At 68.7% G+C, this 23,252-nt stretch carries 22 protein-coding genes and 1 pseudogene; 12 read left to right on the top strand and 11 right to left on the bottom strand.

The genetic code is table 11. From position 1 onward, the window contains the following. Window positions 1-41 precede the first annotated feature (41 nt). The 7 genes from GGR04_RS09280 (at window position 42) to GGR04_RS09250 (ending at window position 7,871) form a co-directional block, all read left to right on the top strand. Complete coding sequence (locus tag GGR04_RS09280; RefSeq protein WP_183199575.1) at window positions 42-1,127, top strand: NAD(P)-dependent alcohol dehydrogenase; 1,086 nt, start codon at window positions 42-44, stop codon at window positions 1,125-1,127. Window positions 1,128-1,174: 47 nt separating this feature from the next. Continuing rightward, a complete protein-coding gene (locus tag GGR04_RS09275) occupies window positions 1,175-1,900 on the top strand; it encodes an SDR family oxidoreductase (protein WP_183199574.1) in 726 nt (241 codons plus the stop codon). After that, complete coding sequence (locus GGR04_RS09270) at window positions 1,890-3,416, top strand: sugar ABC transporter ATP-binding protein (protein ID WP_376769849.1); 1,527 nt, start codon at window positions 1,890-1,892, stop codon at window positions 3,414-3,416. Before GGR04_RS09275 ends, GGR04_RS09270 begins: the two co-directional genes overlap by 11 nt. Beyond that, complete coding sequence (locus GGR04_RS09265; protein WP_183199572.1) at window positions 3,413-4,366, top strand: ABC transporter permease; 954 nt, start codon at window positions 3,413-3,415, stop codon at window positions 4,364-4,366. The genes GGR04_RS09270 and GGR04_RS09265 overlap by 4 nt, the downstream gene beginning before the upstream one ends. A gap of 16 nt (window positions 4,367-4,382) precedes the next feature. Beyond that, window positions 4,383-5,327, top strand: a complete 945-nt coding sequence (locus GGR04_RS09260) for an ABC transporter permease (protein WP_183199571.1) — start codon at window positions 4,383-4,385, stop codon at window positions 5,325-5,327. Between the two features lie 63 nt (window positions 5,328-5,390). Then, the gene (locus GGR04_RS09255) at window positions 5,391-6,494 is read left to right on the top strand and encodes a substrate-binding domain-containing protein (RefSeq protein ID WP_183199570.1); all 1,104 of its coding nucleotides are present in this window, start codon (window positions 5,391-5,393) and stop codon (window positions 6,492-6,494) included. A gap of 141 nt (window positions 6,495-6,635) precedes the next feature. After that, complete coding sequence (locus GGR04_RS09250; RefSeq protein ID WP_312857431.1) at window positions 6,636-7,871, top strand: aminotransferase; 1,236 nt, start codon at window positions 6,636-6,638, stop codon at window positions 7,869-7,871. Between the two features lie 6 nt (window positions 7,872-7,877). On the opposite strand, the gene GGR04_RS09245 is transcribed toward GGR04_RS09250, so the two are convergent. The 4 genes from GGR04_RS09245 to GGR04_RS09230 all read right to left on the bottom strand — a co-directional run bounded on the left by GGR04_RS09245 (window position 7,878) and on the right by GGR04_RS09230 (window position 9,931). Then, window positions 7,878-8,600 carry a phosphatase PAP2 family protein gene (locus GGR04_RS09245; protein ID WP_183199568.1) on the bottom strand — a complete coding sequence of 241 codons (723 nt, stop codon included), beginning with the start codon at window positions 8,598-8,600 and terminating at the stop codon, window positions 7,878-7,880. Between the two features lie 136 nt (window positions 8,601-8,736). Then, window positions 8,737-9,132, bottom strand: a complete 396-nt coding sequence (locus tag GGR04_RS09240; protein ID WP_183199567.1) for a DUF305 domain-containing protein — start codon at window positions 9,130-9,132, stop codon at window positions 8,737-8,739. Between the two features lie 3 nt (window positions 9,133-9,135). Next, a complete protein-coding gene (locus tag GGR04_RS09235; protein ID WP_183199566.1) occupies window positions 9,136-9,468 on the bottom strand; it encodes a four-helix bundle copper-binding protein in 333 nt (110 codons plus the stop codon). A gap of 91 nt (window positions 9,469-9,559) precedes the next feature. After that, entirely contained in the window at window positions 9,560-9,931 is a 372-nt protein-coding gene (locus GGR04_RS09230) for a hypothetical protein (protein ID WP_183199565.1), read from the bottom strand. Between the two features lie 120 nt (window positions 9,932-10,051). Here GGR04_RS09230 and GGR04_RS09225 point away from each other — a divergent pair, with 120 nt between their 5' ends. Further along, on the top strand, window positions 10,052-10,714 hold the full coding sequence (locus GGR04_RS09225) for a sulfite oxidase-like oxidoreductase (protein WP_183199564.1): 663 nt from the start codon (window positions 10,052-10,054) through the stop codon (window positions 10,712-10,714). Window positions 10,715-10,822: 108 nt separating this feature from the next. After that, on the top strand, window positions 10,823-11,509 hold the full coding sequence (locus GGR04_RS09220) for a fumarylacetoacetate hydrolase family protein (RefSeq protein WP_183199563.1): 687 nt from the start codon (window positions 10,823-10,825) through the stop codon (window positions 11,507-11,509). Window positions 11,510-11,513: 4 nt separating this feature from the next. Here the strand turns inward: GGR04_RS09220 and GGR04_RS09215 are convergent, their stop codons facing one another. Continuing rightward, window positions 11,514-12,416 carry a D-alanyl-D-alanine carboxypeptidase family protein gene (locus GGR04_RS09215; RefSeq protein ID WP_246393037.1) on the bottom strand — a complete coding sequence of 301 codons (903 nt, stop codon included), beginning with the start codon at window positions 12,414-12,416 and terminating at the stop codon, window positions 11,514-11,516. Window positions 12,417-12,643: 227 nt separating this feature from the next. Here GGR04_RS09215 and GGR04_RS09210 point away from each other — a divergent pair, with 227 nt between their 5' ends. Then, entirely contained in the window at window positions 12,644-13,492 is an 849-nt protein-coding gene (locus GGR04_RS09210) for an oxidoreductase (protein WP_183199561.1), read from the top strand. Window positions 13,493-13,776: 284 nt separating this feature from the next. Here the strand turns inward: GGR04_RS09210 and GGR04_RS24710 are convergent. Both GGR04_RS24710 and GGR04_RS09200 read right to left on the bottom strand, forming a co-directional pair. Next, window positions 13,777-14,154 (bottom strand): annotated as a pseudogene (locus GGR04_RS24710) (cell wall hydrolase); the annotation flags it as partial. A gap of 240 nt (window positions 14,155-14,394) precedes the next feature. After that, the gene (locus tag GGR04_RS09200; RefSeq protein WP_183199560.1) at window positions 14,395-15,372 is read right to left on the bottom strand and encodes a malate dehydrogenase; all 978 of its coding nucleotides are present in this window, start codon (window positions 15,370-15,372) and stop codon (window positions 14,395-14,397) included. Window positions 15,373-15,535: 163 nt separating this feature from the next. Here GGR04_RS09200 and GGR04_RS09195 point away from each other — a divergent pair, with 163 nt between their 5' ends. Together GGR04_RS09195 and GGR04_RS09190 are read left to right on the top strand one after the other, a co-directional pair. After that, window positions 15,536-17,296, top strand: coding sequence for a chloride channel protein (locus GGR04_RS09195; protein WP_183199559.1), 1,761 nt, complete (start codon window positions 15,536-15,538; stop codon window positions 17,294-17,296). Window positions 17,297-17,407: 111 nt separating this feature from the next. Further along, window positions 17,408-18,895: an NAD-dependent succinate-semialdehyde dehydrogenase gene (locus GGR04_RS09190; protein ID WP_183199558.1), complete on the top strand. Its 1,488-nt coding sequence runs from the start codon at window positions 17,408-17,410 to the stop codon at window positions 18,893-18,895. Between the two features lie 27 nt (window positions 18,896-18,922). On the opposite strand, the gene GGR04_RS09185 is transcribed toward GGR04_RS09190, so the two are convergent. The 4 genes from GGR04_RS09185 to GGR04_RS09170 all read right to left on the bottom strand — a co-directional run bounded on the left by GGR04_RS09185 (window position 18,923) and on the right by GGR04_RS09170 (window position 23,138). Beyond that, window positions 18,923-20,113: an NAD(P)/FAD-dependent oxidoreductase gene (locus GGR04_RS09185; RefSeq protein ID WP_183199557.1), complete on the bottom strand. Its 1,191-nt coding sequence runs from the start codon at window positions 20,111-20,113 to the stop codon at window positions 18,923-18,925. Beyond that, complete coding sequence (locus tag GGR04_RS09180; RefSeq protein ID WP_183199556.1) at window positions 20,110-20,832, bottom strand: methyltransferase domain-containing protein; 723 nt, start codon at window positions 20,830-20,832, stop codon at window positions 20,110-20,112. Before GGR04_RS09180 ends, GGR04_RS09185 begins: the two co-directional genes overlap by 4 nt. Then, complete coding sequence (locus GGR04_RS09175; protein ID WP_246393036.1) at window positions 20,829-21,902, bottom strand: type III polyketide synthase; 1,074 nt, start codon at window positions 21,900-21,902, stop codon at window positions 20,829-20,831. Before GGR04_RS09175 ends, GGR04_RS09180 begins: the two co-directional genes overlap by 4 nt. Before the next feature lie 63 nt (window positions 21,903-21,965). Further along, the gene (locus tag GGR04_RS09170; RefSeq protein ID WP_183199554.1) at window positions 21,966-23,138 is read right to left on the bottom strand and encodes an acyltransferase family protein; all 1,173 of its coding nucleotides are present in this window, start codon (window positions 23,136-23,138) and stop codon (window positions 21,966-21,968) included. Window positions 23,139-23,252 lie beyond the last annotated feature (114 nt).

The raw sequence follows: 23,252 nt of genomic DNA, 5'->3' as shown, positions 1-23,252 counted from the left end.
GCCTCGAAATGACGCATGCCGGGACAGGGAGGTCCCGCACCATGGATCACATCGAAAGCCTCAAGACCTCGACCGCCGGCGACCAGCGCGCCCTCGTTCTCGAAGCGAAGGACCGGCTGACGCTGCGCGACTTCGCGATGGACGAGCCGCTCGGCCCCCACGACGTGCGGATCGCCATCCACACGGTCGGCATCTGCGGCTCCGACGTTCATTACTACACGCATGGCGGCATCGGCCCGTTCATCGTCAACGAGCCGATGATTCTCGGCCACGAGGCGTCCGGCATCGTCACCGAGATCGGCAGCGCCGTATCGACGCTGGAAGCCGGCGACCGCGTCTGCATGGAGCCGGGCATTCCCGACCCCAACAGCCGCGCTACCCGCCTCGGCCTCTACAATCTCGACCCCGCCGTGCAGTTCTGGGCGACGCCGCCAGTGCACGGCGTGCTGCGCCCCTCGGTGGTTCACCCGGAGGCCTTCACCTTCAAGCTGCCGGACACCGTCTCCTTCGCGGCCGCGGCGATGGTGGAGCCGCTGGCGGTGGGCGTCCACGCCGTGACCAAGGCGCGGGCCGCACCCGGCAACGTCGCCGTGGTGGTCGGCGCCGGCCCGATCGGCCTCGTCACCGTGCTGGCGGCGCTGGCCGGGGGCTGCGCCCATGTCATCGTCTCCGACATCGACGACACCAAGCTCGAGATCGCACGAAAGCTCGGCTCGGTCTCGACGGTCAACGTCGCCCGCGAGGATCTGGCGGAGGCCGTGAAGGCACGCACGGAAGGCTGGGGCGCCGACGTGATCTACGAGTGCGCGGGCTCGGAGCGCGCCATCGCGTCGATCTTCGAGCCGCTCTGCCCCGGCGGCGTGGTGGTCTTCGTCGGCATCCCGCTGAAGCCCGCGAGCTACGACGTTTCGGCCGCCATGCTGAAGGAAGCGCGCGTCGAGCACGTCTTCCGCTACGCGCACGTCTTCCCACGCTGCATCGCCATGCTGGCGTCGGGCTCGGTGGACGTCTCGTCGCTGATCACACGCACCTTCCTGTTCGAGGAGAGCGTCAAGGCCTTCGAGATCGCCGCGAGCGCGCCGAAGGGCGAGGTGAAGATGCAGATCACGATGGGCCTCGACGGCTGACGCCGCCGGACCACACCGACGAACGGCCGCGGGAGGGGCATCACGTCATGGACTTCACAGGCAAGACGGCGCTGGTCACGGGCGCCGGCAAGGGCATCGGCCGCACGGTGGCGACGCTTCTCGCCCAACGCGGTGCGCATGTCGTGGCGCTGTCGCGCTCGCAAGCCGATCTCGACAGTCTCGCAGCCGAGATCGGCAGCGGCAGCATCGTCGTCGATCTCTCCGATGCGGCGGCCACCCGGCGGGCAGCGCAGGATGCGATGCCCGCCGACCTTCTCGTCAACTGCGCGGGCATCAACATTCTCGAGCCGTTCCTCGAGATGAAGGACGAGTCCTTCGATCTCGTGCAGGCCGTGAACGTGCGCTCGGCCGCCATCGTCTCGCAGGTCTTCGCCCGCGATCTCATTGCCAGGGGCCGCAAGGGCGCGATCGTCAACGTCTCCTCGATCTCCTCCTTCGTCGGCTTCGGCGACCATGCCGCCTATTGCGCCTCGAAGGCCGGGCTCGACGCGCTCGGCCGGGTCATGGCGCGCGAGCTCGGGCCGCACGGCATCCGGGTCAATTCGGTCAATCCCGGCATCACTCTCACCGATCTCGCGCGCGTCGCCTGGGAGGCGCCGGACAAGGCAGGGCCGATGATGTCGCGAACGCCGGTCGGCCGCTTCGCCGAGACGGCGGATGTCGCCGAGGTCGTGCTGTTCCTCCTCTCCGACGCCGCGGCCATGGTCCACGGCATCGCCATGCCGATCGACGGAGGCTTCCGTGCCAGCTGAGACGACACGGGACACGGCGGGAGAACCGATCATCGCCCTGCGGAACGTCGAGAAGGCGTTCGGCCCGGTGAAGGTGCTGCGCGGCGTCGATTTCGACCTGCGCGCCGGCGAGGTTCATGCCCTGATGGGCGAGAACGGCGCCGGCAAGTCCACCATGATCCGCATCATGTCGGGCGCCCACCAGGCCAATACTGGCACCGTCGAGGTCGACGGGCGCACCACGCGCTTCGTCGGCCCACGCGAGGCGCAGGCCGCCGGCATCGCCGTGGTGCATCAGGAGCTTCTGCTGTTTCCTGCGATGACGGTGGCCGAGAACGTCTTTCTCGGGCACCAGCCGAAGACGTCGCGCGGCCTTCTCGACTGGAGCGCCATGCGCACCCGCGCCCGCGCCATTCTCGATCGTCTCGACTGCCCCGATCTCGACGTCGACGAGCAGGTGGGGCGTCTGTCGGTCGCCAACCGGCAGCGCGTCGAGATCGCCCGCGCCCTGTCGCGCGACGCGCGCGTCCTCATCATGGACGAACCCACCGCCGCTCTCGCCGAAGCCGACGTAAAGCGCCTGCTCGACGTCGTGCGCTCGCTGCGCGCTTCAGGCGTCGGCATCGTCTATGTCAGCCACCGCATGAACGAGATCTTCGAGATCTCCGACCGCGTGACGGTGCTGCGCGACGGCAAGACGATCGACACAAGGCCGACGGCCGAGGTGACCGAGGCCTCCCTCGTCTCGATGATGGTCGGCCGCGATATCGACCAGCTCTTTCCGAAGGAGGACATCGCGCTCGGCGAGACCGTGCTGGAGGTCAAGAACCTCTCGCATGCCGGAAAGGTGGAAGGCGTCTCGTTCTCGGTGCGCGCCGGCGAGATTCTCGGCATCGCCGGCCTCGTCGGCTCGGGCCGGACGGAACTCGCGCAGACGATCTTCGGCGTGACGCCGGCCACCTCCGGCGAGATCCGCATCGACGGCCAGCTCGTGACGGTGGGCAGCGTGCGCGAGGCCATCGCTCACCGCATCGCCTACGTGCCGGAAGACCGCGCGCAGCATGGGCTGGTTCGTCCGCAGTCGATCCGCGAGAACGTCTCGATGGCGATCCTGCCGCGCCTCGTGAAGAGCGGCGTGATGGACACCAAACGCGAATGGGCGATGGCGCTCGATGCGATCCAGCGCTTCGCCATCCGCGCGCGGGGCCCCGGCCAGGTCGTCGCGCAGCTGTCGGGCGGCAACCAGCAGAAGGTGGTCATCGCCAAGTGGATCGCCACCGATCCGCGCATTCTCATTCTCGACGAACCGACGCGCGGCGTCGATGTCGGCGCCAAGACGGAAATCCACAAGCTGATGAACCAATTGGCGCGCGAGGGCCTCGCGATCGTGATGATCTCCAGCGAACTGCCCGAGGTGCTCGGCATGAGCGACCGGGTGCTGGTGATGAACGGCGGCCGCATGTCGGCCATCCTGCCGCGCGCCGAGGCGACGCCCGACCGCGTCGGCACCGCCATGATGACGGGACATGCGGCATGAAGGGCCCGACGCTCTCGCGCCGCCTCTCGGCCTCGGGGCAGGAGCTCCTGCTGCTCGCGGCGCTCGTCTCGCTGTTCGCCGTGGTCGGCTGGATCAACCCGCGCTTCGTCTCCACCAACAACCTGACGTCCATCTTCGTCGGCAACGCCTATATCGCGGTGGCCGCCATCGGCATGTCGATGGTCATCATCTCCGGCCATATCGACGTGTCCGTCGGCGCGCTGATCGGCGTTCTCGCGACGATCTCTGGGCTTCTCGTGACCAACGGCTATCCGATCTGGCTGGCTTGGCTCGGGCCGGTGCTGATCGGCGGGCTGATCAATGCGGGCCTCGGTGCGCTCATCGCCTATCTCAAGGTGCCCTCCATCATCGCGACGCTGGCGATGCTCTCGATCCTGCGCGGCGGGCTGATCACGCTCACCGGCGGCGCCTGGATCTCGGGCCTGCCCGCCGGCTTCCAGCTCGCCCAGTTCCGTCTGCTCGGCGTGCCCTCGCCGGTCTGGTTCATGGTCGGGTTGACCATCCTCGCCGCCTTTTTGCTGCGCTCCACCGCCTTCGGCCGTTCGATCTACGCCGTCGGCGGAAACCCGGAGGCCGCGGAAGCCTCCGGCATTCCCTACAAGGCGACGATCGTTAGGGTTTTCGCGGTCCACGGGCTGATCGCCGGCATCGCGGCGATCCTCTTCGCGACACAGCTGCAGGTCATCCAGTCGACGGTGCCGAACGGGCTCGAGCTCATCGTCATCACCGCCTCGGTGGTGGGCGGCGTGTCGATCCTCGGCGGCATCGGCACGGTGACGGGCTCGACGCTCGCCGCGATCCTCTTCGCTGCCATCGGCTCCTCGCTGATCTTCCTCAACGTCTCCGCCTACTGGCTGCGCGCCGTGCAGGGCATCCTCATCCTCGTCACCGTTCTCGCCGACATGGCGCGGCGCGGGCGAGCGGGCTGAGAGAGGAGCTGACCCCATGACCCTTCGCACGCTCCTTCGCCACGAAGCCATTCTCGCCCTCATCCTGGCCCTCGCGCTGGCGCTGCTGGCCAGCGAGAACGAGCGCTTCTTCACCGCCGCCAACCTGCTCAACCAGGGACGGCTCCTCACCGAAGTCGGGCTCATCGCGGTCGTGATGACCTTCGTCATCATCACCGGCGGCATCGACCTCTCGGTCGGCTCGATCCTCGGCCTCTGCGCCATTCTCGTCGGCGTCTTCTGGAAGACGCTCGACCTGCCGCTGCCGGTGGCGATGGGCCTCTCGGTCGTCGTCGGCACGCTCGCGGGCTTCCTCAACGGGCTGATCATCACGCGCTTCCGCGTGCCCCCCCTCATCGCGACGCTGGCGACGCTGGCGCTCTATCGCGGCCTGGCGGAGGGCATCAGCCAGGCGCAGTCGATCCGCGGCTACCCGAAATGGTTCTTCACGCTCGGCCAGGGCAGCTTCGCCGGCATTCCCACCCAGCTCTGGCTGCTCGCCGTGGTCGCGCTCGTCGGGTTCTTCATCCTGCGCTTCACCGCCTTCGGACGCGCCACCTACGCCATCGGCAGCAACGAGGCCGGCGCCGCCTTCTCGGGCATCGACGTGACGCGCACCAAGCTGCTGATCTACTCGGCGTCCGGCTTCGTCTCGGCGCTGGCAGCGGTGGTCTTCGTCAGCCGCGTCTCCACCACGCGCTCGGACATGGGCTCGGGCATCGAGCTCGACGTGATCACGGCGGTGGTGCTCGGCGGCACGTCGATCTTCGGCGGGCGCGGCATGGTCGTCGGCACGCTGCTCGGCCTCTGCCTCGTGCAGGTGCTGAAGAACGGCCTCGCGCTTTCGGGCGTCAAGGGCGACGGCACCATCGTCATCATCGGCTTCGTGCTGATCGTGGCGGTGCTCATCTCGAATTTCCTCAGCCGCTACTCGAACGACTGAGGAGAGACCGGAGCGCCCGGGAGGGGCGTCGCCGGTTCGCATCATCTCAACGGAGGAACATCCATGCGCACCCTGTTCGCCCTGCTTCTGGGCACCAGCCTTCTGACCGCACCCGCCATGGCGCAGAGCGCCTGGACCGGCGGCGACGACCTGCCCACCAATCCGCTGGCCTGCGACGCCAGCGTCACGCCCGTGCCGCCCGGCGAGTACAACGGCGGCATGCCGACGGGCGCGCCCGACCGCAAGGGCAAGCCGCTGACGGTGGTCGACATTCCGAAGCTGGTCGGCGTCGGCTACTTCAACTCCACCGCCTCCGGCATCCAGGAAGCGGCGAAGGAGACGGGCTCGATGACCGTCACGACCGACGGTCCGACGAAGGCGAATATCGACGAGCAGATCACCTTTATCGACAACTACATCACCTCGGGCGTCGACGGCATCCTGTTTGCTGCCAACGATCCGGTCGCCATCGCGCCGGTGCTGAAGCGCGCCTTGGAGGCCGGCATCAACGTCGTCGGCTACGATGCGGACGCCGAAGCCGACGCGCGCCAGTGGTTCGTCAACCAGGCCGAGCCCAACGGCGTCGCCAAGTCGATGATCGACCAGCTCGCCTCGGAGATCGGCGCGGACGGCTCCTTCGCCATCGTGACCTCCACCTTCACGACGCCGAACCAGTCGCGCTGGATCAGCGAGATGGCCGCCTATGCCGAGAAGTGCCACCCCGGCATCAAGTTCCTGGAGACGGTGGAAGCGCAGGAGGACAACATCCTTTCCTTCAACCAAGCGCAGACGCTCATCAACAAGCATGGCGACGATCTGAAGGGCATTCTCGGCATGACCTCGGTGGCGACGCCCGCCGCATCCGAGGCCGTGCAGCAGAACAAGCTCTGCGGCAAGGTGGCCGTGGTCGGCCTTGCCCTGCCGAACGCCATGAAGCCCTACGTCAACGGCGACTGCATCAAGACGACCATCCTCTGGTCGACGGTGGATCTCGGCTACGCCGCGGGCCTTGCCATGCGCGCCGTCGCCGACGGCACGTTGAAGCCCGGCGACACGTCGTTCAAGGCCGGTCGCCTCGGCGACCTGCAGATCGTCAACCAGAGCCAGATCCTGCTCGGCGCGCCGAAGGTCTTCACCAAGGCCGACATCAACGACTTCGACTTCTGATCGAAGGTACATGACGACGGGCGGTGCGGGATCCAACCCGCGCCGCCCGTCGTCGCATTCTGACGCCGGTGCGGCTCTTGATCGCGCCGGCGCTTCCCTGTCATGTCGGCGCACCGCAGATCACCCGAAGGATCCGGCATCGTGACCTCGTCTCCCGTGCCCGCTCGCCCCCGCGCCAATCGCCGGCTCGCCGCCGTCTCGGCGCCGCCCGTGGCGCAGGCCGCCGAGTGGCTCGGCCGCTACGCAGGCGCCGCCGGCCCGCTCGTCAATCTCAGCCAGGCCGTGCCCGGCTATGCGCCGCCAGACGATCTCGTGCGCGAGTTCCTCCATGTCGGTGCGCAGCCTGCCGCCGCGCGATACGGGCCGGTGATGGGCGACCCGACCCTGCGCTCGGCCTATGCCGACCACGTGTCGGAGCGCTACGGCGCATCGATTCTGGCGCGCGACGTCGGCATTACCGCCGGCTGCAATCAGGCCTTCTTCGCCGCGATGATCGCGCTGGCCGGCGAAGGCGACGCCGTGATCCTGCCGACGCCTTGGTACTTCAACCATCAGATGACGCTGGACATGCTCGGCATCGAGCCGCGGCCACTGCGCACCTCCGCGGCCTCGGGCTTCGTCCCCACCGCGGCGGATCTCGAAGCGGCGATCGACGAGCGCGTGCGCGCACTCGTGCTGGTGACCCCGAACAACCCGACCGGCGCGATCTACACGCCGGAGCGGATCGCGGAACTCTACGCCGTCTGCCGCCGCCACGGCATCGTGCTCGTTCTCGACGAGACCTATCGCGATTTCCGACCCGATCCTGACAGCGCGCCGCACGCGCTTTTCGCCGATCCCTCCTGGCGCGACGACCTGATCAGCCTCTACAGCTTCTCCAAGGCCTACGCCGTTCCCGGTCATCGGCTCGGCGCGCTCATCGCCGGCCCCACCTTCATGCCGGAGATCGAGAAGGTGGTGGACTGCATACAGATCTGCGCGCCCCGGCCGAGCCAGATGGCGATCGCGCCGATGATCGAGGGCACCGCGGGCTGGCGCAGCGAAAAGGCCGCCGAGATCCTCGCGCGGGTCGATGTGTTCCGCACGGCGATGAGCGCGGTTCCGGAGTGGGAGATCGAGCAGATCGGCGCCTATTTCGCCTATCTGCGCCATCCCTACCGCGGCCGCGGCTCGGCGGCCGTGTGCGAGGCGCTGGCGACGCGCCTCGGGCTCGTCACCCTGCCCGGCACGTTTTTCGGTCCCGACGGCGAGGACCACGTGCGCATCGCCTTCGCGAACGTTGATTCCGATGCGATCCGAACCTTCGCCGCGCGTCTCGCGGGGGTCAGCGAGACGCTTCTGTTTCCCGGCGAGAGCCCGTCGCGCCGGGCCGGTTGACCGACCTCAACTGCTCGGCTCCACCTGTCCGCGATGCTGCAGCCAACGGGCGGCGGCCCAGCAGATGAGCGCCCAGGCTGCGCCCGCGCACCAGCCCGCGAGCACGTCGGTCGGGTAGTGGACACCGAGATAGATCCGGCTGAGCCCGATGAGCAGCGTCAGAAGGATCGCGACGCCGACGAAATAGGACCGCACGACGAAGCGCTTCTCCGTGCGGGCGAGCAGCACGCCGAGCGTCAGGTAGGTGGCGGCCGACAGCATGGCGTGGCCGCTCGGAAAGCTCAGCGTGTGCACGTCCACGAGATGGGCCACGACATCGGGCCGCGGGCGATCGAAGCCGAGTTTCAGCAGGCTGGAGACGGCCACGCCGCCGAGAACGGCGACCGCCACCAGCAGCGCCGAGGCGTGCTTGCGGCAGATCAGCAGGTATCCGACGACCGCCAGGGTGATGAGGGCGAGAACCGTCATCCCGCCGAGAGCCGTGATGTCGCGAAACGCCATCTCGACCCAAGCTGGGCCAATCGGATCGGCCGTGTCGCCGGGCGTGCGGAACCAGAGCAGGATGGCGTCGTCGAACGCGTGGGTATCGCCTTCGCGCACCTCGCCGGCGATCGACAGAAAGGCGCCGAGCGAGCCCGAGGCGAGCAGCAGGATCACGAGGCCGCGCGCTTCGATGCGCGAGAACAGAGGCTTCCAGCGTTCGAACATCCGGGTGAGAGCGGGGGGCATCGGTCGATCGCTCCTGAAATGTGTGAGGCCAGAAAATAGCCGTGCCCCCGGCAACGGCGAGAGCGCGGTCGAAAGAAGCCGGCGACCTCTTCGGACGCCGGCCTCCCGGTCTCAGGCGACCCCGCGTCTCAAAGCGTCACTTCGCTTCGTTCCGCGCGATCCAATCCTGCAACGTCGCGATCTCGGCCTGCTGCGAAGCGACGATGTCGTTCGACAGCTTGGTGAGCACCGGATCGTTCTCGCCGCTCGCCAGATAGGCCTTCGCCATGTCGACCGCGCTCTGGTGATGCGGGATCATCATCCGGGCGTAGTCGAGCCCTGGTTTCCCGGTCATCGGCATCGAAGCCATGGCAGAATCCATAGTCTGCATCGCCGCCATGTAGGCCTGCGACGGGCTTCCGGGGGCGGCGGTGGTAGCGCCGTGCGCGGCGGGCATCGCATGCCCGCCGTGATCCTGTGCGAAGGCCGGACCGGCGGCGAGACCCCAGGTGAGGATGAGGCCGAAGAGCGTCTGGGACAGGTTCCGGGTCATCGTTCAGGCCGCCATGGCGCGGCAGGTTTCGGCGCAGGCGCGGCAGGCGGCCACGCACGCGTCCATGTCGCCGACACGTTCGCAATCGTCGGCGCAGGCACTGCAGATCTCGGCGCAGGCCCCGCAGGACTGGCGGTGCACGGAGGATCCCGTCAGCATGATATGGGCCGAGGCCCGGCACATCTCGGCGCAGGCCATCATCAGCCGCATATGGTCGGGCTCGGTGTGACGACCGCCCGCTTCCAGGCAGTGGTGGAGAGCGGTGGAGAGGCAGGTCTGGTAGCAGTCGAGGCAGGCGGCGATGCAGGCCTGCATGTCGTGAGTGTGGGAAGACATCGGGAGATCCTTTGACGTTCGGTCGAACGGATGCGGTCGCCGTATGGTCGATGCGTGCCGCGATGAGGGATTGAGACGGAAGCAGCGGCCGTCAGGCGCGCGGAGGCGGAACGACGATCGCCGGCGTCACGCCGCGCGCCCGCTCGTTCTCGCCGAGGCGGACCCGCAGCGATGGGCGCACCGGCTCGGCGACGGGTGCTGCCAGAAGCGGCACGGCGGGAATGCAGTGGAACAGGCAGCAGCTTGGCGCGTCTGGGAGGGGGGCGGCCCGTTGCGCGTCTCCGTCAGGCCCTGCGTGCATGGAAGCGCAGTCAACGGCGGGGGTTGCGGCGGCGGCGGCCGGCATCGGCGTGACGAACCCCGCGAAGCAGAGCGCGACGACCATGAGCGCGCACAACAGTCTCGTTGCCAGGGAGGGCGCGGCCGCGCGGGATCTGAATGGCAGGGATTCGCCGATGCTCATGGGATTGAAGATTTCGCGTGTCGCTTGAATTTCAAGCGGAGGCGACGAACGTTCGCCTTCGGCTTGGCACCGCCCGCACTCCGCCCCACCTCACCCGAGACCCACAGGAGTCCCCTCCCCATGACCGACGACAGCGAGCCCGCTCCCGACACCAAACTGACGCGAACGAAGGAAGGCTGGGCGCGGGAGGGCCGCTTCCTCACCGGCCGCACGAGCCGCCCGGAGACGGAGCGCCTGCCGCCGGGCCAGCATCTCGTGAAGAACTGGCCGGTGCTCGATCTCGGCCTGACGCCCGACGTCTCGACCGATCGCTGGCGGCTGACGATCAACGGCGCGGTGGAGGAGCCGCAGATCTGGGACTTCGCCAAGTTTCTGATGCAGCCTCGCAGCGAGGAGACGACCGACATTCACTGCGTGACGACTTGGTCGCGCTACGACAACCGATGGGGCGGCGTCGCCACGCGCGAACTGCTTGCCGTCGTCCAGCCGAAATCCGACGCGGCCTTCGTTGCCCTCTCCTCCTACGACGGTTACAGCACCAACCTCTCGATCGAGGATTTCGCGGCCGAGGACGCGATGCTCGTCCACGAGTGGGAGGGCCGGCCTCTCGATCGCGAGCACGGCGGCCCGGTACGGCTCATGGTGCCGCATCTCTACTTCTGGAAAAGCGCCAAGTGGCTGAAGGCGATCGAGTTCCGCACGAAGGACCAACCCGGCTTCTGGGAGGTTCGCGGCTATCACAATCGCGGCGACCCTTGGGCGGAAGAGCGCTATTCGGACTGACGCGGCGAACGTGCACCGACCCTCGACGGATGCGGCGACGAGCGACAGGATGGCGCATGGCTGCAAAGGCCGAGTCGTTGCGCCGTCCTGTCACCTCGGACCCATCTCATGACCGATTTCGTCGTTTCGCCGCCTCCCACACCCTTCCTTCCCATCGGCGGCGGGGGCCGGTTTCCGTTGCGCCGCATCTTCTGCGTCGGCCGAAACTATGCCGATCACGCACGCGAAATGGGCAGTGATCCCGATCGCGAACCGCCCTTCTTCTTTACCAAGCCCGCAGACGCCGTGCTGATCGCGGGTGCCGACATGCCCTACCCGCCGCAGACCGAGAGCCTGCATTTCGAGATGGAGTTGGTGCTTGCCATCGGCACGGGCGGCGCCGACATCGCCGCGGCCGACGCCCTCGACCACATCTACGGCTATGCCGCCGGGCTCGACATGACCCGGCGCGATCTGCAGGACGCCGCGAAGAAGACCGGACGCCCCTGGGACATGGCCAAGGGCTTCGACGCCTCGGCGCCGATCGGCGAAATCGCACCAGCCGCGCGCATCGGCCACCCTGCGGCGGGTCTCATCGAACTGCGCACCGGCGACGTGCTGCGCCAGTCGTCGGATCTCTCGATGATGATCTGGAGCGTGCCGGAGATCGTTTCCACTCTCTCCGGCCTCGTACGCCTCGAACCCGGCGACCTCGTGATGACGGGAACGCCCGCCGGCGTCGGCGCCGTGGCGCGCGGAGACCGGCTGGAAGGCCGCATCGAAGGCGTCGGCTCGGTGGTCACGACGATCGTCTGAGGTGTCAGACGGCGGGGCCGAGATAGGTGTCGACCAGCTGCTCGACCCGCGCGTCTCGTGCCCGGCCGCTGATGCCGCCGATCACCACCACGATGACGCCGCGCCCACCCCGCCGCGCCGATGCCACCAGGTTGAAGCCGCTGTCGCCGATGAAGCCGGTCTTCATGCCGTCGATGCCCGGCACTTTGCCGAGCAGCTTGTTGGTGGAGACGTAGTGCCGCCCCGCGTAGTCGAAGGCCGGCGTCGAAAAGAGCGAGACATATTGCGGGAAGCGGCGACGGATCTGCAGCCCGAGGATCGCCATGTCGCGCGCGGTGGTGATCTGCAGCGGATCGGGCAGCCCCGACGGATTATCGAAATTCGTGCGAGTCATGCCGAGCTGGCGCGCCTTGGCGGTCATCTGTCGTGCGAACGCCTCCTCAGAGCCACCAAGATTCTCGGCCGTGACCGAGGCGACGTCGTTGGCCGACTTCACCGCCATGGCGAACATCGCGTCGCGAACGCGGATCGTCTCGCCAGGGCGAAGGCCGAGCTTCGACGGCGGCTTGGCGGCGGCACCGGCCGAGACGACGAAGAGGTCGTCCATCTTGACCTTGCCGTCTTCGAGCGCCTCGAACAGGAGGTAGATCGTCATCAGCTTGGTGAGCGAGGCGGGATGGCGCAGGCCGTCGGCATCGTCGTTGTAGAGCACTTGGCCCGTATCGGCGTCGAGGACGATCGCGGCCGGCGTACGGATCGCCACCTCCTCCGCGCCGAGGGCGAGCACCGGCGCCTTGGAGAGCGGCAGCAGGTCGCCCTTCGAGAGATCGACCGACTGGCAGGCGGTGAGCGACAAGGCCAGCGCGGCGACGGCGAGGCGGTGCAGGATGCGCCCGGCGGCGCGTCGTTCCGTGAGGCGGAGGGACAAGGCGGGATCTCGACTGGTGGAGGAATGACGGGGGACGACGGTCCTGCGAGGCCGCCCGATCGGGAGGCCGACGACGGGTGTTTCGTCGGGGTTCATCGCGCGCGGGCCTTCTGCGGGCCTGTTCGCGGCGATCGTATGTCCCATTTAGCGGTGCGCGGCGGCCGGGAGGCGCTCGCCTCGACGAGGCGCGGCCGGGACGGTGCCGGTTGGAAAAGGATCATCGCATCATGGCATCGGACACCACGCCCGTCTGGTTCATCACCGGCTGCTCCACCGGCTTCGGCCTGGAACTCGCGCGGCTCGTTCTCGCCCGCGGCTGGCGCGCCGCCGTCACCGCGCGCGACAAGAGCCGCCTCGCCGACCTCGTGTCGGGCGCCGGCGACCGGGCGCTCGCGCTCAGCCTCGACGTGACCGACGCGATGGCGATCGACGCCGCGGTGAAGGCCGCGGAGGAGCGCTTCGGCCGGATCGACGTGCTCGTCAACAATGCCGGCTACGGCTACCAGGCCTCGATCGAGGAAGGCGACGACCGCGAGATCCGCGACCAGTTCGACGCCAACGTCTTCGGCCTCTTCGCGATGACGCGCGCGGTCTTGCCGCTCATGCGCCAGCAGCGCAAGGGCCATGTCATCAACCTGACCTCGCAGGCCGGCTTCATTGGCTTCCCCGGATCGGGCTACTACGCCGCCACCAAGCACGCGGTCGAGGGTTTCTCCGACGCGCTGGCCGCAGAGGGTAAGCCGCTCGGCATTCACGTCACCTGCGTGGCGCCGGGCCCCTTCCGCACCGACTGGGCCGGCCGCTCGCTGCGCCAGACGCCCAACCGCATCGAGGACTATGCCGACACCGCCGGCAAGCGCCTGAAGGGCACGTCCGATCTCAGCGGCAAGCAGGCCGGCGATCCCGTGCGGGCGGGCGAGGCGATGATCGCCATCACCGAGCAGGCGCAGCCGCCGCGCCATCTCGTACTCGGCAAGATCGCCTATGAGGGCGTGACGGGCAAGTTGAAGGAGCGCCTCGCCGAGATCGAGGGGTTGAAGGACATGAGCATCGGCACCGACTTCCCCGACGCCTGAGCGGCGCCGCGGCTGGGCAAGGCCAAAGGTCATGCTTAGCCGCCGTTCTGCGAGATGAGGTCTTCGATACTTGTCTCCTCGAGCCCGCCGGACCGCGGCGCGTTGGCCGCGATGCGGCTGGCGTCGAACGCCGGTTCGATGGGGGTTGACTGTCGCACCACGCGCGGCTGTGTTGCTCCCGCCACAACCGGCCGAATGGCGCGCGACTCCGAAGCGGCTGCGACGGCTACGGCGCGTTCGGGCGGCGAGAAAGGCAGGCGGCCTTCGCGCTCGGCCTTCTCTCGCTCGGCCACCATGGTCTGCGTCACCGTGGCGTTCTTGCGCTTCTCGTAGAACGCGTTGCCACCTTGGATCGTAAGGTACTGCATGTTGCTGTAGGGGTAGGAATACCCCGCCGTGTGAAAGAACATCGCCTTCTGCACGCGCGGATGGCGCTGGCCGCGCAGCACCTTGCGCGCCGACTCCACGGCGAGGTCCCGGCCCTTGCCGAGCGGCTTCGACAGGACGCCTGGGGCGAACTGGTTCTTCTGGCCGACGACGCCGCAGACGGATTTGGGATACTTCCCGGACTCGACCCGGTTCATCACCACCGTCCCGACCGCCATCATGCCCTCGGGGCTGGAGCGGTTGGACTCGAAATACATGGCTCGCGCCAGACACTCCTCGGAGCTCATCACTTTCACGCGGGCGCAGCCGCCAGCCAGAAGAAGGGTCGACAGCGCCACGAGGGAGAGGATGGCGCGGCAGGAGATCATCGCATTTCCGGGACTGGCGAACGTCGCCGAATTTTCGCAGGCGATGCTTAAGAGGACGTGAGCGCGCCCGATCTTTCGAGGCGATCCACGAAAAAGGCCGCTCCACGGTCATGGAGCGGCCTTTCGATCACTCGTGAAAGCGAAGGGCTAGAGAAGCGCCTTCACCGCCTCGCGCTCTTCGGCGAGTTCGCCCACCGTCTTGTCCAGCATCTCGCGGGCGAAGCCCTCGACCGTGAGGCCGGTCACCCGCTCGTACCGGCCGTTGGCGCAGGTCACGGGCACGCCGCACATCAGGCCCTCGGGGATGCCGTAGGAGCCGTCCGACGAGATGCCCATCGACACCCAGTCGCCGTTCGAGCCGGAGATCCAGTCGCGCATGTGGTCGATCGCCGCGTTGGCCGCCGAGGCCGCCGACGAGGCGCCGCGCGCCTCGATGATCGCCGTGCCGCGCTTGGCGACGGTCGGGATCAGCGTCTCCTTGTACCAGGCCTCGTCGCCGATGACCTCGGCGAGCTTCCGGCCGTCGGCGGTCGCGTTCGACCAGTCGGCGAACATGGTCGGCGAGTGGTTGCCCCAGACCACGAACTTCTCGATCGCATCGACGCCGACGCCAGCCTTCTTGGCGAACTGGGTCAGCGCACGGTTGTGGTCGAGGCGCAGCATCGCCGTGACGTTCTCGGTCGGGAAGCCCTTGGCGTTCGCCGCGAGGATCATCGCGTTGGTGTTGGCGGGGTTGCCGACCACGATCACCTTGGCGTCGCGCTTGGCCGCCTCGTCGAGGGCGCGCCCCTGCGTGCGGAAGATCTCGGCATTGGCGTTGAGCAGGTCGCGGCGCTCCATGCCGGCGGTGCGCGGACGCGAGCCCACGAAGAAGCCGGCGTCGATGTCGCGGAAGGCGGTGGCGGGATCGTCGGTGATCACCACGTCCTGCAGCAGCGGGAAGGCGCAGTCCTCGAGTTCCATGACGACGCCCTGCACGGCCTTCTGGGCCTGCGGCAGATCGAGAAGCTGCAGGATCACCGGCGTGTCCTTGCCGTAGACGTCGCCGTTGGCGATGCGGAACAGCAGGGAGTAGCAGATCTGGCCGGCCGCGCCGGTGACGGCGATGCGTTTGGGCTGGGTCATCGGATACCTTTCGCTCACGAAACGGGACCGTTTGGTCTCGACGGCTGGCACTACCGCGATTGCGAAGTCCGATCCACGACGAAATGCGGGAAGCGCCGGTGGAGGCTCGCCACGACCCAACTAAATCGATACGAGCGGACATGCCTTCCGGCCCGGACATCGCATGAGCATCGCCGCAGACGAATCGCAAGCCCGGACGGGGCTGAAGGAGACGCTGCGGCGCGTCTTCCGGCGCAGCGAGACGTGGTTCGTGCTGCTGGCGGCGCTCGTCGGCGCCGCGGCGGGCGGCCTCACCGTCGCGATTTCGCCCCTGGCGCATGGTCTGCAAGCCGTTCTCTTCGCGCTACCCGGCGACGCCCGCCTCAGCGCGCTGCCGGACCTGACCCCTTGGCAGCTCGCGGTGCTGCCGATCGGCGGCCTCGCGCTCGCCGGCTTCGGGCTGCTCGTGCGCTCGCGCCAGCGCCCGCTGGTCGATGCCGTCGAGGCCAACGCCCTGCATGGCGGGCGCATGTCGGTTCGCGACAGTCTGGTGATCACGGGTCAGACCGTGATCTCCAACGGGTTTGGCGCATCGGTGGGGCTGGAGGCCGCCTATGCGCAGATGGGGGGAGCGGCGGCCTCGGTCGGCGGGCGGGCCTTCGCGCTGCGCCGCGCCGACTTTCGCACGCTCGTCGGCGCCGGCGCCGGGGCCGGCATCGCGGCCGCCTTCGGCGCGCCGCTGGTCGGCGCCTTCTATGCGTTCGAGATCGTCATCGGCGCCTACACTCCGGCGGCGATCGCGCCCGTCGTGGCGGCCTCGCTGACGGGATCGCTCGTGGCGCAGGCGCTGGGCGCCGAGCCCTACCTCATTCCCGTGGCGCTCGGCTCGGCGCTTTCGAGCGTGGACTATCTCGTCTACGCGGTGCTCGGCGCCGTGGCGGCGCTGGTGGGTATCGCGCTCATGCGCTCGGTCGCGCTGGTCGAGGCGGCGACGCGGCCCGCTTGGCTACCGCGCCCGCTTCGGCCCGTCGTCGGCGGCGCGCTGCTGGTGCCGGTCGCGCTCGTCTCGCCGCAGGTGCTCTCCGCCGGGCACGGGGCGCTGCATCTCGACATCGGCGCCGGGGCCGGGCTCGGGCTGCTCGCGACCGTGTTTCTCGCTAAGTCGCTGGCCTCCGTGATCTCGCTCGGCTTCGGCTTCCGCGGCGGCCTGTTCTTCGCATCGCTGTTTCTGGGCACGCTGCTCGGCCATCTCTTCGCTGGGGCCCTCGCGCTGATGGCCGGAGCCCCCGTCGTGCCGGGCGGCGACGCCGCGGTGGTGGGCATGGCCGCCCTCGCCGTGTCGGTGATCGGCGGGCCGATGACGATGGCGATGCTCGTGCTGCAGACCACGCAGGACTTCGCGCTGACAGGCGCGGTGCTCGCGGCCTCCCTCGTCGCGTCCACCCTCGTGCGCGAGACGTTCGGCTATTCGTTCTCGACTTGGCGGCTGCATCTGCGCGGCGAGACGATCAAGAGCGCGCGCGACGTCGGCTGGGTGAAGACGCTGACGGCCGGCCGCATGATGCGGCGCGACGCGCGTGCGGCACCCGCCTCCACCACCGTCGCCGAATTTCGCCGGCGCTTTCCGCTGGGCTCCACCAGCCGCGTCATCGCGACGGCCGACGACGGACGCTATCTCGGCATCGTCACCACAGCCGCGATCTACGGCGAGGACGCCGAGCCGGACGAGACGATCGAGCGCTTCGTTGGCGCCAGGACCACCGCCCTGACGCCCGAGAGCGACATCGGCCGGGTGATGTCAACCTTCGACGAGACGGGAACGGACGAACTCGCCATTGTCGACCGCGACGGACAGGTTCTCGGCTTTCTCTCCGAAGCCCATGCGCGCAAGCGCTATGCCGAAGAGCTGGAAAAGGCGCAGCGCGACATCTACGGCGAACGCTGAGCCGTCGGTGTCGGCCGGCCACGGGCTTGTGATGACGGCCCGCAATCCCCATCCTGCGCCCCGATCGCCGCCGTCTCGGGACGACACGAGAACACCGAAAGGAACCCGTCGATGTCCGCCGCCCTGCCCCTCGCCGCCCGCTCGCAACTCACCCTCAAGGATCCGACCCTTCTTACCGACCGCGCCTTTCTCGGCGGCGAGTGGATCGCGGCGGGCGCCCGCTCCTTCGCGGTGACCGACCCCTATGACGGCGCGGTCATCGCCGATCTGCCCGATCTCGGCGTCGAGGAGACGCGGCGCGCGATCGACGCCGCCGCTGCCGCCTTGCCGGCCTGGTCGAAGACCCCGGCCAAGGTCCGCAGCGTCGTCCTCAAGCGCTGGTTCGATCTCGTGATCGAGAATGCCGACGATCTCGCCGCGATCCTCACCGCCGAGCAGGGCAAGCCGCTGGCCGAGGCCAAGGGCGAGGTCGTCTCCAACGCCGCCTATCTCGAATGGTTTGCCGAGGAGGCCAAGCGCATCGAGGGCGAGATCATTCCCGGCCCCAACCCGCAGCAGCGCATTCTCGTGCTCAAGCAGCCGGTGGGCGTCTGCGCCGCCATCACGCCGTGGAACTTCCCGAACGGCATGATCACCCGCAAGGTCGGCCCGGCGCTCGCGGCCGGCTGCACGATCGTGCTGAAGCCCTCTGAACTCACGCCGCTCTCGGCCTTGGCCCTCGCTGTGCTGGCCGAGCGCGCGGGCGTGCCGAAGGGCGTCTTCTCGGTGGTCACCACCACCGACGCCAAGGCCTTCGGCACGGAGGTCTGCAAGAACCCGACGGTCGCCAAGATCACCTTCACCGGCTCCACCCATGTCGGGCGCTGGCTGATGCGCGAGGGTGCCGAGACGATCAAGCGGCTGTCGCTCGAACTCGGCGGCAACGCGCCCTTCATCGTCTTCGACGACGCCGATCTCGACGCGGCGGCCGATGGGGCGCTCCTCTCGAAGTTCCGCAATGCCGGCCAGACCTGCGTCTGTGCCAACCGCATCTACGTACAGGAGGGCGTCGTCGAGGCCTTCACCCAGAAGCTGCTCGACCGTGTCGCCGGACTCAAGCTCGGGCGCGGGACGGATGACGGTGTGACGCTCGGCCCCCTCATCGACGAGCGCGCGGTCGCCAAGATGGAGCAGCATCTGGCGGATGCGACAGCCAAGGGCGCGAAAGTGTTGACGGGCGGGCATCGCTCCAAGCTCGCGCCGACGATGTTCGAGCCGACCGTCGTCACGGGCGTGACGCAGGACATGATCGTGACGAAGGAGGAGACCTTCGCGCCGCTGGCGCCGATCATCTCGTTCCGCGACGAGGCCGACGTGATCGCCATGGCCAACGCCTCCGAATTCGGCCTCGCCAGCTATTTCTACGCGCGCGACATGAAGCGCATCTTCACGGTGGCCGAAGCGCTGCAGTCGGGCATGGTGGGCGTCAACACCGGCGCGCTCGCCAACGAGATGGCGCCGTTTGGCGGCGTCAAGCAGTCCGGTCTCGGCCGCGAAGGCTCGCACCAGGGCATCGAGGGCTATCTCGAGGTGAAGTACGTCGCGCTCGCCGGTCTCTGACCGGCCTGCGCACCTCGGCGTTCGGGTTCAGCCGAACGCCGGCAGCGGCTTGGCCTTGCCGCTCAAGGCAGCGCCGAGCGTGAGGATCGGCGGCACCGCGGCGATGAGCCCGCCCGCGACGCAGGCAGTCGAGGGGCGGATCGCGAGCGCCGCGAAGACGCCGGCGGCGCGGATGCGCAGCGCGAACTGGCGCCGCCACGCCGCTTCGTAACGCCGCCCGATCGCGGCCCTCACCTCCGCGTTGCCCGGCGGTGCCGACCCAAGCGCTTCGGCCAGCAGCCAGCCGGACTGGACGGCCATCGAGATGCCCTCCGCGATGATCGGATGCGCTTCGCCTGCGACGTTGCCGACGCGGAAAATGTCGTCGCCATAGCCTGCCCGAAGACCCGGACGGATCGGACCCGCCGCCAGCCAGGGCCCCGCGAGCGTCGCATCGCCGATCGTGCGGGCGATGCCGATCGAGGAGTCCACGAGGTGGCCGTGCAGCGCGTCGGACGCGGATAGGCCGGGCCGGCACCGCCGAATGGCGGCGAGCGCGTCGCGCCGGATGCAGCAGGACAGCGACAAACGCTCGCCATCGGCCCAGACGATGCCGCCGTAGCCGCCGGGAAAGGCCAGCAGCGGCATCATGTCGGCAGAGAGGCTGGCGCCGTGGAAATGCGCCTTGAAGCCGAGAAAGTCGTGGGCGTCATGCTGCCGCGGCAGTTGGCTCGCGAGCTTTCCGGTCTCCCACGATCCATGCGCGGCGACGACCACGTGCGCGCGTAGCGTTCGTTCGCCGGCGTCGGAGACGATGTCGATCGAGGCCGCCTCGCCGTCGCGCCGATGCGCGACGACACGCGCCGGCTGGAACAACGCGACGCCCCGGCGCAGGGCCTCCGCCACGAGCCTGAGGTCGAGAACGTCGCGGCCGAGCGCGCGCCCGAAGCCCTCCCGCGCCGGCATCGACGCCTCGACCACCTGGCGGCCGGAAAACAGCGCCAACCGGCGAACCTCGGGGCCGGCGGCGCCCCGCCAGTCGGTGCCGATGCCGAGCCGATCGAGCACGGGAACGCTCGTCGCCGACAGGAACTCGCCGCAGACCTTGCGCCGCGGGAACACGGCCTTCTCGACCATCGCGACGCGCCAGCCCCGGTTTGCCAGCGCGATGGCGGTGCTCGACCCTGCCGGACCGCCGCCCATCACCACGGCGTCGAACGTCTCGGTCGCGCAGGTCATGGCCGCGCCGCTCCGTCGGTCGGCATAGCCGCGCAGAAGGTGTGGGTGAACAACCCGCGCCGGCGCTCGATCAGCCCGTGAGCGGCCGCTTCCGGCCAGAGCGCCGACAGTTCGGCCGCGCGAAAGCCCGCGCGCACGCTGACGGGCGCATCGTGCCGGGTGACGGCGTTGGTGCCGACGAGGCGCAGCGAGCGGCTGGCGAGGAGAGCGAAGGGCCGGCGCAAGGGCTCGGTGGCGACGAGGATCGGCGTGAGGGCGGCGAGGCGCACGAACAGGAGACGGATCGCGTCGTCGGAGAAATGGTGGAGGACGAGGTTCGCCGCGACGACGTCCTGGCTCGGTGCCGAAGCGGCCGCGGTCCAGTCGAAGACGTCGGCAACCACGGTCTCGACGGTCCAGCCGAGACCCTCGAAGGCCGCGCGGGTTTCATGGGAGACGAGATCCTGCCGATCCAGCAGGATCACATGCACCTGCGGCCAGCGCCGATGCAGCCTTCGCGCCACGCGCAGCATGAAGACCCCGTCGCCGCTGCCGATCTCGAGCAGACGGCGCGGCGGCGCTGGAACGTGATCGCGCAACAGCCCGGCGGCGATGGCGACCTGCCCCATCAGCCCGTTGAGAAGCCGCAGATCACGCCGCGAGGCTACCGCGCGCGGATCATCGGGTTCGAGATGGTCGAGGATTTCGGGCTCGACGTGGCGCTGGTCGAGAGACGTCATTCCACTTGCTCGAAACGCAGCGTCTCGGCGGTGAGGCCGGGACCGAAGGCCATGGCACAGCCGGCCCGCCCGCCGACTTTCTCATGCAGGATCGCTTCCAACACGAACATCACGGTCGCCGACGACATGTTGCCGTTGTCGCGAAGCACCTTGCGCGAACGCTCCAGCGCGTCCGGCTCGAGATCCAGCGCCCGTTCCACCGCGTCGAGAACCGAGCGCCCGCCGGGATGCACCGCCCAGACGTCGATCGCCCCGACGTCGAGCCCCCCCAGAACGGCGTCGCAACGGTCGCGCAACACCTCCTGAATGGCGTTCGGCACTTGGCCGGAGAGCACCATGTCGAAACCGTCGTCGCGCACGTTCCAGGTCATGAGATCGCGGCCACCCGATGCGAGCAGCGCATGGAACCGGTCGAGGCGCAGACCCTCTGCCTCGGCCGTCACCAGCGCGGCGGCGCAGCCGTCTCCCCAAAGGCAGAACGACAGCAACTTCTTCAGATCGTCCGACTCCTTCAGGTGCAGCGTGCAGAGCTCGACGTTGACGACGAGCACGCGAGACGCCGGCTCCGAGCGCACGATGTGGCGCGCCGCCTTCAGCGCATTGATCGCCGCGTAGCAGCCCATGAAGCCGATGAGCGTGCGCTCGACGGAACTTCGCAGGCCGCAGCGCGCAACGATCTCCAGATCGATGCCCGGCGCCGAGAAACCGGTGCAACTCGTGACCACCAGATGAGTGACGTCGCCGAGGCCGTCCCCGAGTCCAAGCCGCTCGATGGCGGCCATCGCCAGCGCCGGAGCGTTCGCCTCGAAGAGATCCATGCGCTTCGCGGTGCCGGGAAAGGCTCCCAGCCGGAAATCGCCGGCCTCGTCGAGACATGCTCCGAACGGGTCGGCTGCAGGGATGAGCGAGGTGTACCGGTGCTCGATGCCCATGCGGTCGGCCATGCGACGGAAGATCGCCTGCCGCCGGGGGTCGTTCGCCAGCCGCGAGGCTGCGAAATCGAGGACGAAGCGGTGAACCTCGTGATCGGGAACGGCAGTGCCGATCCGATTGATGTAGGCGTGCGTCAATGCGAGCCTCGACTGATCTGCAAGGGTTATAACTGGCGTCGGCATCGGGCGGCGCAATGCGCGTCAGGGAACCCTATTGTCGCGGACGTCGGTGCCCGAGAGGGCAGGCTCCTCATGCGCGCCCGAGCTGGAGGCCTGCCTGGGGGTTCGGCGAAGCCATTGCCGCGCCGGCTCCTCGACGCGCCGGTGCAGCAAAACCGACAGCGCCAGCACCGCTGAGATCATCGCGGCGAACACCGCGAGCGAGCCGCCCGTCCCGAGCGCCGCGCCAACGCGCTCGCCGATCAGGATACGGCTGGCGAGATCGACCGCCTCCAAGAGCAGGTAGTGGACCATGTAGACGGAATAGGAAACGAGGCCGAGCGTCACCAGCCACGGGCGCGACAGCGCCCGTGCCACCGCCCCGCGATTGCCGGCGACGAGAGGAACGAGCACCGCGAAGCCGAGCGGCGCCAGAAGATCCCAGGCTTCGAGATGGATGGCGAAAAGTGTTGCCGCCGCAACGCCGAGGATCACCCCGCTGCCGGAGGCACGTTGGAGGCGATCGCTCACGTAGACCCGGTGCGCGAGCATTCCGAGCACGAACTCGCCGCCGCAGCGTAGCGCCCCGAAGCGGGCGGTCTGGTCGAGATTGCGCCCGCCTTCCGAGATGACGAGAAGCAGCGCCACCGCCGCCGCGCCTGCCGCCCAGCACCGTGCCGCGCCGGCGCGCAGCATGGCCACCGACAAGAATGGAAACGCCAGATAGACCAGAAACTCGGCGCCGATCGACCAGGCCGGCCCGTTCCAGGTGGGAAAGGCAAGGATGCCGCTCGTCTGAAGCAGCAGGAGGTTCACGCCGAGCTGCCAGGGCCGCGAGGCCTCGTTGAATGGTGTGCCGACGTCGTGGCCGGCCTGCGTCGCCAGCCACTTGGCCGTCTCCAGCGCCACGAAACCGGCGAGAATGACGACGTGAAGCGGGTAGATGCGCGCGAAGCGGGCCCGCACGAACGAGCCCCAGGCGCCGCGCTCGACCCGAGCGGCAAAGACGGCGCCATAGGCATGGGCCATGACGAAGCCGCTGAGAACGAAGAACAGGTCGACGAAGAGATAGCCGCGCGCCACCAGGCCGGTGTGCGGCCCAAGGTTCAACGCCGGCAGGAAGCCGCCGGTGTAGTGGTAGAGAACGACCATGCCCGCCGCGATGCCGCGCAGCGACGTCAGCGGCTTCAGATCGACCCGTCCGGCAGTCTTCATGCGTGGCCCTGTGCGGATGGGGGAGACGCGCGTCGGCCCGTCGTCGCGACCGCTTCTGACGTGTCGCGGCGATCGCATCAAGCCCGCAAGCCCTAGCCTGTGGCGGAGCGGCAA

Origin of the sequence: Aureimonas pseudogalii (assembly GCF_014196835.1) — a bacterium.
In the GTDB taxonomy this organism is placed as follows: domain Bacteria; phylum Pseudomonadota; class Alphaproteobacteria; order Rhizobiales; family Rhizobiaceae; genus Aureimonas; species Aureimonas pseudogalii.
This window is presented reverse-complemented; position numbering and strand designations above follow the sequence as displayed.

Bases quoted from the DNA above. Each gene is read 5' to 3' on its own strand.
- GGR04_RS09280 (WP_183199575.1), top strand. From the start codon at position 42: ATGGATCACATCGAAAGCCTCAAGACCTCGACCGCCGGCGACCAGCGC.
- GGR04_RS09275 (WP_183199574.1), top strand. From the start codon at position 1,175: ATGGACTTCACAGGCAAGACGGCGCTGGTCACGGGCGCCGGCAAGGGC.
- GGR04_RS09265 (WP_183199572.1), top strand. From the start codon at position 3,413: ATGAAGGGCCCGACGCTCTCGCGCCGCCTCTCGGCCTCGGGGCAGGAG.
- GGR04_RS09260 (WP_183199571.1), top strand. From the start codon at position 4,383: ATGACCCTTCGCACGCTCCTTCGCCACGAAGCCATTCTCGCCCTCATC.
- GGR04_RS09255 (WP_183199570.1), top strand. From the start codon at position 5,391: ATGCGCACCCTGTTCGCCCTGCTTCTGGGCACCAGCCTTCTGACCGCA.
- GGR04_RS09245 (WP_183199568.1), bottom strand. From the start codon at position 8,600: ATGCCCCCCGCTCTCACCCGGATGTTCGAACGCTGGAAGCCTCTGTTC.
- GGR04_RS09240 (WP_183199567.1), bottom strand. From the start codon at position 9,132: ATGACCCGGAACCTGTCCCAGACGCTCTTCGGCCTCATCCTCACCTGG.
- GGR04_RS09235 (WP_183199566.1), bottom strand. From the start codon at position 9,468: ATGTCTTCCCACACTCACGACATGCAGGCCTGCATCGCCGCCTGCCTC.
- GGR04_RS09230 (WP_183199565.1), bottom strand. From the start codon at position 9,931: ATGAGCATCGGCGAATCCCTGCCATTCAGATCCCGCGCGGCCGCGCCC.
- GGR04_RS09225 (WP_183199564.1), top strand. From the start codon at position 10,052: ATGACCGACGACAGCGAGCCCGCTCCCGACACCAAACTGACGCGAACG.
- GGR04_RS09220 (WP_183199563.1), top strand. From the start codon at position 10,823: ATGACCGATTTCGTCGTTTCGCCGCCTCCCACACCCTTCCTTCCCATC.
- GGR04_RS09210 (WP_183199561.1), top strand. From the start codon at position 12,644: ATGGCATCGGACACCACGCCCGTCTGGTTCATCACCGGCTGCTCCACC.
- GGR04_RS09200 (WP_183199560.1), bottom strand. From the start codon at position 15,372: ATGACCCAGCCCAAACGCATCGCCGTCACCGGCGCGGCCGGCCAGATC.
- GGR04_RS09195 (WP_183199559.1), top strand. From the start codon at position 15,536: ATGAGCATCGCCGCAGACGAATCGCAAGCCCGGACGGGGCTGAAGGAG.
- GGR04_RS09190 (WP_183199558.1), top strand. From the start codon at position 17,408: ATGTCCGCCGCCCTGCCCCTCGCCGCCCGCTCGCAACTCACCCTCAAG.
- GGR04_RS09185 (WP_183199557.1), bottom strand. From the start codon at position 20,113: ATGACCTGCGCGACCGAGACGTTCGACGCCGTGGTGATGGGCGGCGGT.
- GGR04_RS09180 (WP_183199556.1), bottom strand. From the start codon at position 20,832: ATGACGTCTCTCGACCAGCGCCACGTCGAGCCCGAAATCCTCGACCAT.
- GGR04_RS09170 (WP_183199554.1), bottom strand. From the start codon at position 23,138: ATGAAGACTGCCGGACGGGTCGATCTGAAGCCGCTGACGTCGCTGCGC.